Raw genomic sequence first — 6,015 nt, 5'->3', positions numbered from 1 at the left:
GTGCTCGGTGATGTCGAGGCCTTCACGCTCGCTCTCGACATTGGCGCGGAGGCCAACGATCACATCGACGACCTTGTAGAGGATCGCCGAACCGATGCCCGACCACACCAGCGTGGTGCAGACGCCCCAGAACTGGGACACCATCTGCGCCGCGAAGTCGTAATCGGCAACCTTCGGCGGGATCGCCGTGTAGTCGATGATGCCGGCGCCGCCGAGGGCGGGGTTCACCAGGATGCCGGTACCGAGAGCGCCGACGATGCCGCCGATGCAGTGCACGCCGAACACGTCGAGGGAGTCGTCGTAGCCGATCGCGTTCTTCACGACGGTGCAGAAGAACAGGCAGACCACGCCGACCACGAGACCGAGGACGATCGCGCCCATGACGCCGGAGAAGCCGGCGGCGGGCGTGACGGCCACGAGACCCGCGACAGCGCCGGAGATGACGCCGAGCACCGACGGGTGACCCTTCACGATCCACTCCGCGAACATCCACGACAGCGCGGCGGCCGCGGTGGCGACGAAGGAGTTGGTCATGGCGAGGGCAGCGCCACCGTTGGCTTCGAGGTTGGAGCCGGCGTTGAAGCCGAACCAGCCGACCCAGAGCAGCGAGGCGCCGATCATCGACATGGTCAGCGAGTGCGGAGCCATCAGCTCCTTGCCGTAGCCGGTGCGCTTGCCGATCAAGAGAGCGCCGACGAGACCTGCGATGCCGGCGTTGATGTGCACCACGGTGCCGCCCGCGAAGTCGATCGCGCCCTTCTTGAAGATCCAGCCGGCGTCGGCGTTGATCTCGTCGAGCTTGGCCTGCGCCGCGGTCTTCGCCGCTGCATCAGTCGCAGCAGCCAGAGCCTTGGCCGCATCCTGGATCGCGTCCGGGCCCGGCCAGTACCAGACCATGTGCGCGATCGGGAAGTAGATCAGCGTGACCCAGAGTGGGATGAAAAGAGCGATCGCCGAGAACTTCATGCGCTCGGCGAAGGCGCCGACGATGAGGGCGGGCGTGATCGCCGCGAAGGTCATCTGGAAGCACATGTAGATGAGCTCCGAGATGTTGGCATCGACCGAGAAGGTCGCGGCCTTCGAGTCGGTGGTGACGCCCATCATGAAGGCCTTGGAGAAGCCGCCGATGAAGTCGGAGCCGCCGGTGAAGGCGAGGCTGTAGCCGTACACGGCCCAGATCACGGTGACGACGCAGACGGTGTAGAAGACCTGCATCAAGACCGAGAGCATGTTCTTGGAACGGACGAGACCGCCGTAGAACAGCGCAAGACCCGGGATCGTCATCAACAGCACGAGGACTGTCGATGTCAGCATCCAGGCGTTGTCTCCCTTGTTGACCGTTGGCTCGGCATAGGCTGCGGTCGCAGCGAACAGGCCGACTGCGAGAGCCGCCAATCCCGCGCCATAGGGACGCTTGAACGTCATATTGTTTACTCCTGATTGGATAAGGTTGAGCGCGAAATCAGAGGGCCGCGGCATCGGCCTCGCCGGTGCGGATACGAACCGCATGGTCGAGGTTGATGACGAAGATCTTGCCGTCGCCGATCTGTCCGGTTTTCGCAGCGGACGTGATGGCGTCGATGGTCTTGTCGACCTGGTCGGAGGCGACAGCGACCTCGATCTTGATCTTGGGCAGGAAACTCACCGCATATTCGGCGCCGCGATAGATTTCCGTATGGCCCTTCTGGCGGCCATATCCCTTGACTTCCGTCACCGTGAGACCGTGAACGCCGATGGCGGTCAGGGCGTCACGGACTTCTTCCAGCTTGAATGGCTTGATAATCGCCATAACAATTTTCATGGGTCCTATCCCCGCTTGGGCCCGGTCCGGACGTGGCCGGGCGTTTCTCGACTGGTTCGCCACGAGGGAGAAGTTTCACTACGCGGGCACAGCCGGACCCCTAGAATCAAATGCCGTGCCAGAACGGGCGTGTTGCCTAACGGACTATGAAAGCGGGGGTTTTCGCGTTTGACGCGTGCTGCAGTGCAGTGCGCTATTACGTCGCGCTCAAAAGCTGGTCACGTCTGCTCAAAATAAGTGCACGACAGGCTGCCGACACAATGTTGCTCATGTGTCGGGCAGCAAAAAGGTATCTAATTATGGGCAGAGCTACTGAAATGCTTCGCCGTGCGGCGAAATACCGAACCGCTGGAGCTCGTGCTCACGGGATGCGCGCAACCGGCCGAGCAGCTTGGGCAGAACAAAGCTTGCCGGACGGTATCTGGCTGAAGCCGCCGTCGGACCGTCAGGCAGCGTCGCGCTCCGCAAAGACCCGGTCGATCAATCCCCACTCGACCCCCTGCTGCGCGGTCATGAAGTGGTCGCGGTCCAGGGTCCGTTCCACCTCCTCCACGGGACGCCTGCAATGTTGCGCATAGAGCCGGATGATGCGCCGCTTGGTGTCCTGCATTTCGGTGGCATGGATCAGGATGTCAGACGCCTGGCCTTGAAAGCCGCCGAGTGGCTGATGCACGTGAAGGCTGGCATTGGGCAGGGCGGCGCGGTGACCGGGTTCGCCGGCCATCAGCAGGAACGAACCCATGGAGCGTGCGGTGCCCATGCACAGCGTATGGACCGGCGCCTTGATGAACTGCATGGTGTCGTACATCGCCAGTCCACTGGTGATCACGCCGCCATAGGAATTGATGTAGAGGTTGATCGGCTTGTTCGGGTTCTCCGCCTCCAGGAACAGGAGTTGCGCGCAGACCAGTCCGGACATCGCATCATTGACCTCGCCGTTGAGGAAGATGATGCGCTCGCGCAAGAGCCGCGAATAGATGTCGAAGGATCGCTCGCCGCGGGTGGATTGTTCGACCACCATAGGGACGAGCTGAAGCATGTCGCGCATTGGCGACCTCCATGTTTGCAGGTGATGAAGTCTTTTGCTGCTAGGCCGCCATCATCAGGCAGCAATTGGTGTTGGCCGGCTGCGGCAGTTTCGCGAGGTCGTCGCAGGCTTGCTGGATGATGCGGAAGCGGGTGCCGCCATCCTCGTTCGGCTCGATCCGGAAGATGACGTGGCTCTCGCGAAACGGCGGCTCCGAATCGCGAAGCCGGTAGCGCACCTCTTCGCCTGCGATCGTCGATTCCGGCACGGCGCCCGCAAGGTCGCAATCCGGCAGCCAGCGCTCGCGCAAGGCCGGAATGGTCACGGCGCGCCAGACCTTTGCTGGCGGCGCATCGAATTCATATTCAAGCACCAGGGCTTCGTCGGGACGATCAGGCTTCGCGGCGTCGCTCATCGGTCCAGGTCCTTATTGGTCCAGATTCTTATTGATCCATGTCCTTCAAGAGATCGGCGAGTGCTTCCATGCGCTGCGGCCAGTAGGCGCGGTAGCGCGCAAGCCATGCCCCGATGGCGACGATTCCGTCTGGGTCGACTTCGTAGTTCACAAAGCGGCCCTGCCGCTGTTCACGCACCAGGCCTGCCGCGCGCAGCACCGCGAGATGCTGCGACATCGCCGGTTGGCTGATCTCCAACCCGTCGCGCAAGGCGCTCGCATTCAGGCTTCCGCCAGCGAGCTTCTCAAAGACCTTTCGACGCGTCGGGTCGGCCAGCGCCTTGAAGATGTCGGCTTCGATCATGACGATACATAAGCACACGCTTATGTGTTACGCAAGTCCCGAGTGACCCCAGGCTGCTCAGGGCTTCGAACCGGCTGCCCGCGGCTTACTGCAACGCCTCGCCGTGCTGCGAAATATCCAGTCCCTCGAGCTCGTGCTCACGGGATACGCGCAATGGCACGAACAGGCTGACCAGCTTGAGCAGGATGAAGCTGACCCCAGCCGACCAGATGAAGGTGACGGCGACCCCATAAAGCTGGATCAGAAGCTGCTGCGGATGGCCCTCGATCAGGCCGGCGGTGCCGCCGATGGCGCTGGTTGCGAACACCCCGGCGAGCAGGGCGCCGGTCAGCCCGCCGATGCCGTGGACGCCGAACACGTCGAGCGAATCGWCATAGTCGAAGCGGTGCTTCAGCCACGTGCAGGCCCAGTAGCAAACCGCCCCGGCGATGATGCCGATGACGATGCCATGCCACGGCGCGACGAAGCCCGAGGCCGGCGTGATGGTGCCGAGGCCTGCCACCGCGCCGGAGATCATGCCGAGCACGGAGGGCTTGCGCCGCGTCGACCATTCGATCGCGCCCCAGGTCAGCGCGCCGGAGCAGGCGGCCAGATGCGTCGCGATGATCGCCAGCACCGCGCGCGAATTGGCCGCGCCGGCCGAACCGCCGTTGAAGCCGAACCAGCCGACCCACAACAGGCCGGTGCCCATCACGGCGAGCGACAGGTCGAACGGCGAGAGATTTTCGGTGCCGTAGCCGTGACGGCGTCCCATCACCTTCGCCGCGACGAGGCCGGCGGTGCCGGCCGACAGATGCACGACGAGGCCGCCGGCGAAATCCAGCACGCCCATGCTGGCGAGGAAGCCGCCGCCCCAGACCCAATGCGCCAGTGGAATGTAGACGAAGATGAACCAGGCGACGGAGAACAGCAGATAGGCGGAGAATCGCATGCGGTCGGCGACCGAGCCCGCGACCAGCGCCACCGTGATGATCGCAAACGTCATCTGGTACAGCATGAACAGCGATTCCGGGATCGTTTTCGCCGCCGGGTTGACGCTCTCGAGCGTCATGCCCGCAAGGAACCAGCGATCGAGCGTGCCGATCCATGGGCCGTCGCCGACGAAGCAGAGCGAATAGCCGAACGCGACCCAGAGAATCGAGATCATCGTCACGGCGGCAAGGCTCTGCGCCATCGTCGCCAGCACGTTCTTCTTGCGCACCATGCCGGAGTAGAACAGCGCAAGGCCGGGGATCGTCATCATCAGCACCAGCGCGGTGGCGACGATCATCCAGGCGGTATCGGCGGTGTTGATCTCGGAGCCTGCAGCATGTGCCGGCGACGCAATGACCGATGCAAACCCGATCGGCGCAGCCATAGCGGCCGCGCGGCGCAACAATCCCGCCATGTCGTTCCCCCAGCACAGAAATTGCGTCGCAGCTGTGGCGTCGTTGCCCGCTGCGATCTAGACAAGAGTTAGTCTCACTGCATCACCGCACTCCACCCTCATCCTGAGGAGCCCGCGACAAGCGGGCGTCTCGAAGGATGGCCACGGGCGAGAGCCGGGCCTTCTTGGTTCGAGACGCGCGTTCCGCGCTCCTCACCATGAGGGTCCTGCGACACAGTCGAATTTAGAGCGCGTCGCTGTCGGTTTCGCCGGTGCGGATGCGCAGCGCGTGGTCGATCGGCGTGACGAAAATCTTGCCGTCGCCGATCTGCCCGGTGCGCGCGGTCGCGGTGATCACGGCGACCGCCTTGTCGGCGACATCGGAGGCGACCGCGATCTCGATGCGCAGCTTCGGCAGGAAGTTCACGACATATTCCGCGCCGCGATAGATCTCGGTGTGGCCCTTCTGGCGGCCATAACCCTTGACCTCGGTCACGGTCATGCCGTGGACGCCGATCGCCGTCAGGGCCTGGCGGACCTCATCGAGCTTGAAGGGTTTGATGATCGCGACGACGAGTTTCATGGTCAGGCCTATTCCCCGGGATGCGCCGCGCCGTATGTCCCCGGCGCCGCGTCAATCTGGCATCTTTCCGGGCAAATGGCATAAAAAAGTTGCAGATTGAAGCGGAAAAACGTTTGGCGTTGTGAACGGCCGCCTCTGTACAGGGCAGCCGTTCATCCTTCACAATGCACTTTTGGCATGGATGCGGTGAACCGAAGCGTCCCAGCCGGTACATAAGTATGTTTAAGGGGGACGCTTCATGGCGAGCTGGTTCTACGCATCCGAGGGCAAGCAGCAGGGGCCCTTTCCGGACGGGCAATTCCGCGATCTGATCGCCCAGGGCGTCGTGCGCCCGGATACGCTGGTGTGGACCGAGGGCATGGCCGGCTGGCAGAAGGCCGCCGAGATTCCCGGCCTGGTCGGCGGCGGCGCACCGCCGATGATTCCGGCCGGCGGCCCGCCGATGATGGGCGGCGGTGGCTATGGCGGTGCTGCCGGCGG

The 6,015-nt window shown here is 63.5% G+C and carries 8 protein-coding genes; 1 reads left to right on the top strand and 7 read right to left on the bottom strand.

Translation table 11 applies throughout. The features are described 5' to 3' along the window. From AC1D00_RS22890 to AC1D00_RS22860, 7 genes are all read right to left on the bottom strand, one after another. Positions 1 to 1,425 (bottom strand): ammonium transporter (locus AC1D00_RS22890; RefSeq protein WP_477012211.1); only part of this gene is annotated, 1,425 nt, incomplete at its 3' end. A gap of 37 nt (positions 1,426 to 1,462) precedes the next feature. Then, on the bottom strand, positions 1,463 to 1,801 hold the full coding sequence (locus AC1D00_RS22885) for a P-II family nitrogen regulator (RefSeq protein ID WP_008142813.1): 339 nt from the start codon (positions 1,799 to 1,801) through the stop codon (positions 1,463 to 1,465). Positions 1,802 to 2,246: 445 nt separating this feature from the next. Next, on the bottom strand, positions 2,247 to 2,849 hold the full coding sequence (locus AC1D00_RS22880) for an ATP-dependent Clp protease proteolytic subunit (RefSeq protein ID WP_135178622.1): 603 nt from the start codon (positions 2,847 to 2,849) through the stop codon (positions 2,247 to 2,249). A gap of 40 nt (positions 2,850 to 2,889) precedes the next feature. Further along, a complete protein-coding gene (locus tag AC1D00_RS22875) occupies positions 2,890 to 3,243 on the bottom strand; it encodes an SRPBCC family protein (RefSeq protein ID WP_135178621.1) in 354 nt (117 codons plus the stop codon). A gap of 28 nt (positions 3,244 to 3,271) precedes the next feature. Continuing rightward, positions 3,272 to 3,586, bottom strand: a complete 315-nt coding sequence (locus AC1D00_RS22870) for an ArsR/SmtB family transcription factor (protein WP_135178620.1) — start codon at positions 3,584 to 3,586, stop codon at positions 3,272 to 3,274. An 85-nt stretch (positions 3,587 to 3,671) separates the two neighbouring features. After that, positions 3,672 to 4,973, bottom strand: coding sequence for an ammonium transporter (locus tag AC1D00_RS22865; protein ID WP_477012210.1), 1,302 nt, complete (start codon positions 4,971 to 4,973; stop codon positions 3,672 to 3,674). 223 nt (positions 4,974 to 5,196) lie between these two features. Beyond that, complete coding sequence (locus AC1D00_RS22860; protein WP_008142802.1) at positions 5,197 to 5,535, bottom strand: P-II family nitrogen regulator; 339 nt, start codon at positions 5,533 to 5,535, stop codon at positions 5,197 to 5,199. 238 nt (positions 5,536 to 5,773) lie between these two features. On the opposite strand from AC1D00_RS22860, the gene AC1D00_RS22855 reads away from it, so the two are divergent. After that, on the top strand, positions 5,774 to 6,015 hold a 242-nt coding region (locus AC1D00_RS22855), incomplete at its 3' end, for a DUF4339 domain-containing protein (protein ID WP_477012209.1).

The organism is Bradyrhizobium sp. P2_E8 (genome assembly GCF_056403875.1).
This window is presented reverse-complemented; position numbering and strand designations above follow the sequence as displayed.

Bases quoted from the DNA above. Each gene is read 5' to 3' on its own strand.
- AC1D00_RS22860 (WP_008142802.1), bottom strand. From the start codon at position 5,535: ATGAAACTCGTCGTCGCGATCATCAAACCCTTCAAGCTCGATGAGGTC.
- AC1D00_RS22875 (WP_135178621.1), bottom strand. From the start codon at position 3,243: ATGAGCGACGCCGCGAAGCCTGATCGTCCCGACGAAGCCCTGGTGCTT.
- AC1D00_RS22880 (WP_135178622.1), bottom strand. From the start codon at position 2,849: ATGCGCGACATGCTTCAGCTCGTCCCTATGGTGGTCGAACAATCCACC.
- AC1D00_RS22870 (WP_135178620.1), bottom strand. From the start codon at position 3,586: ATGATCGAAGCCGACATCTTCAAGGCGCTGGCCGACCCGACGCGTCGA.
- AC1D00_RS22885 (WP_008142813.1), bottom strand. From the start codon at position 1,801: ATGAAAATTGTTATGGCGATTATCAAGCCATTCAAGCTGGAAGAAGTC.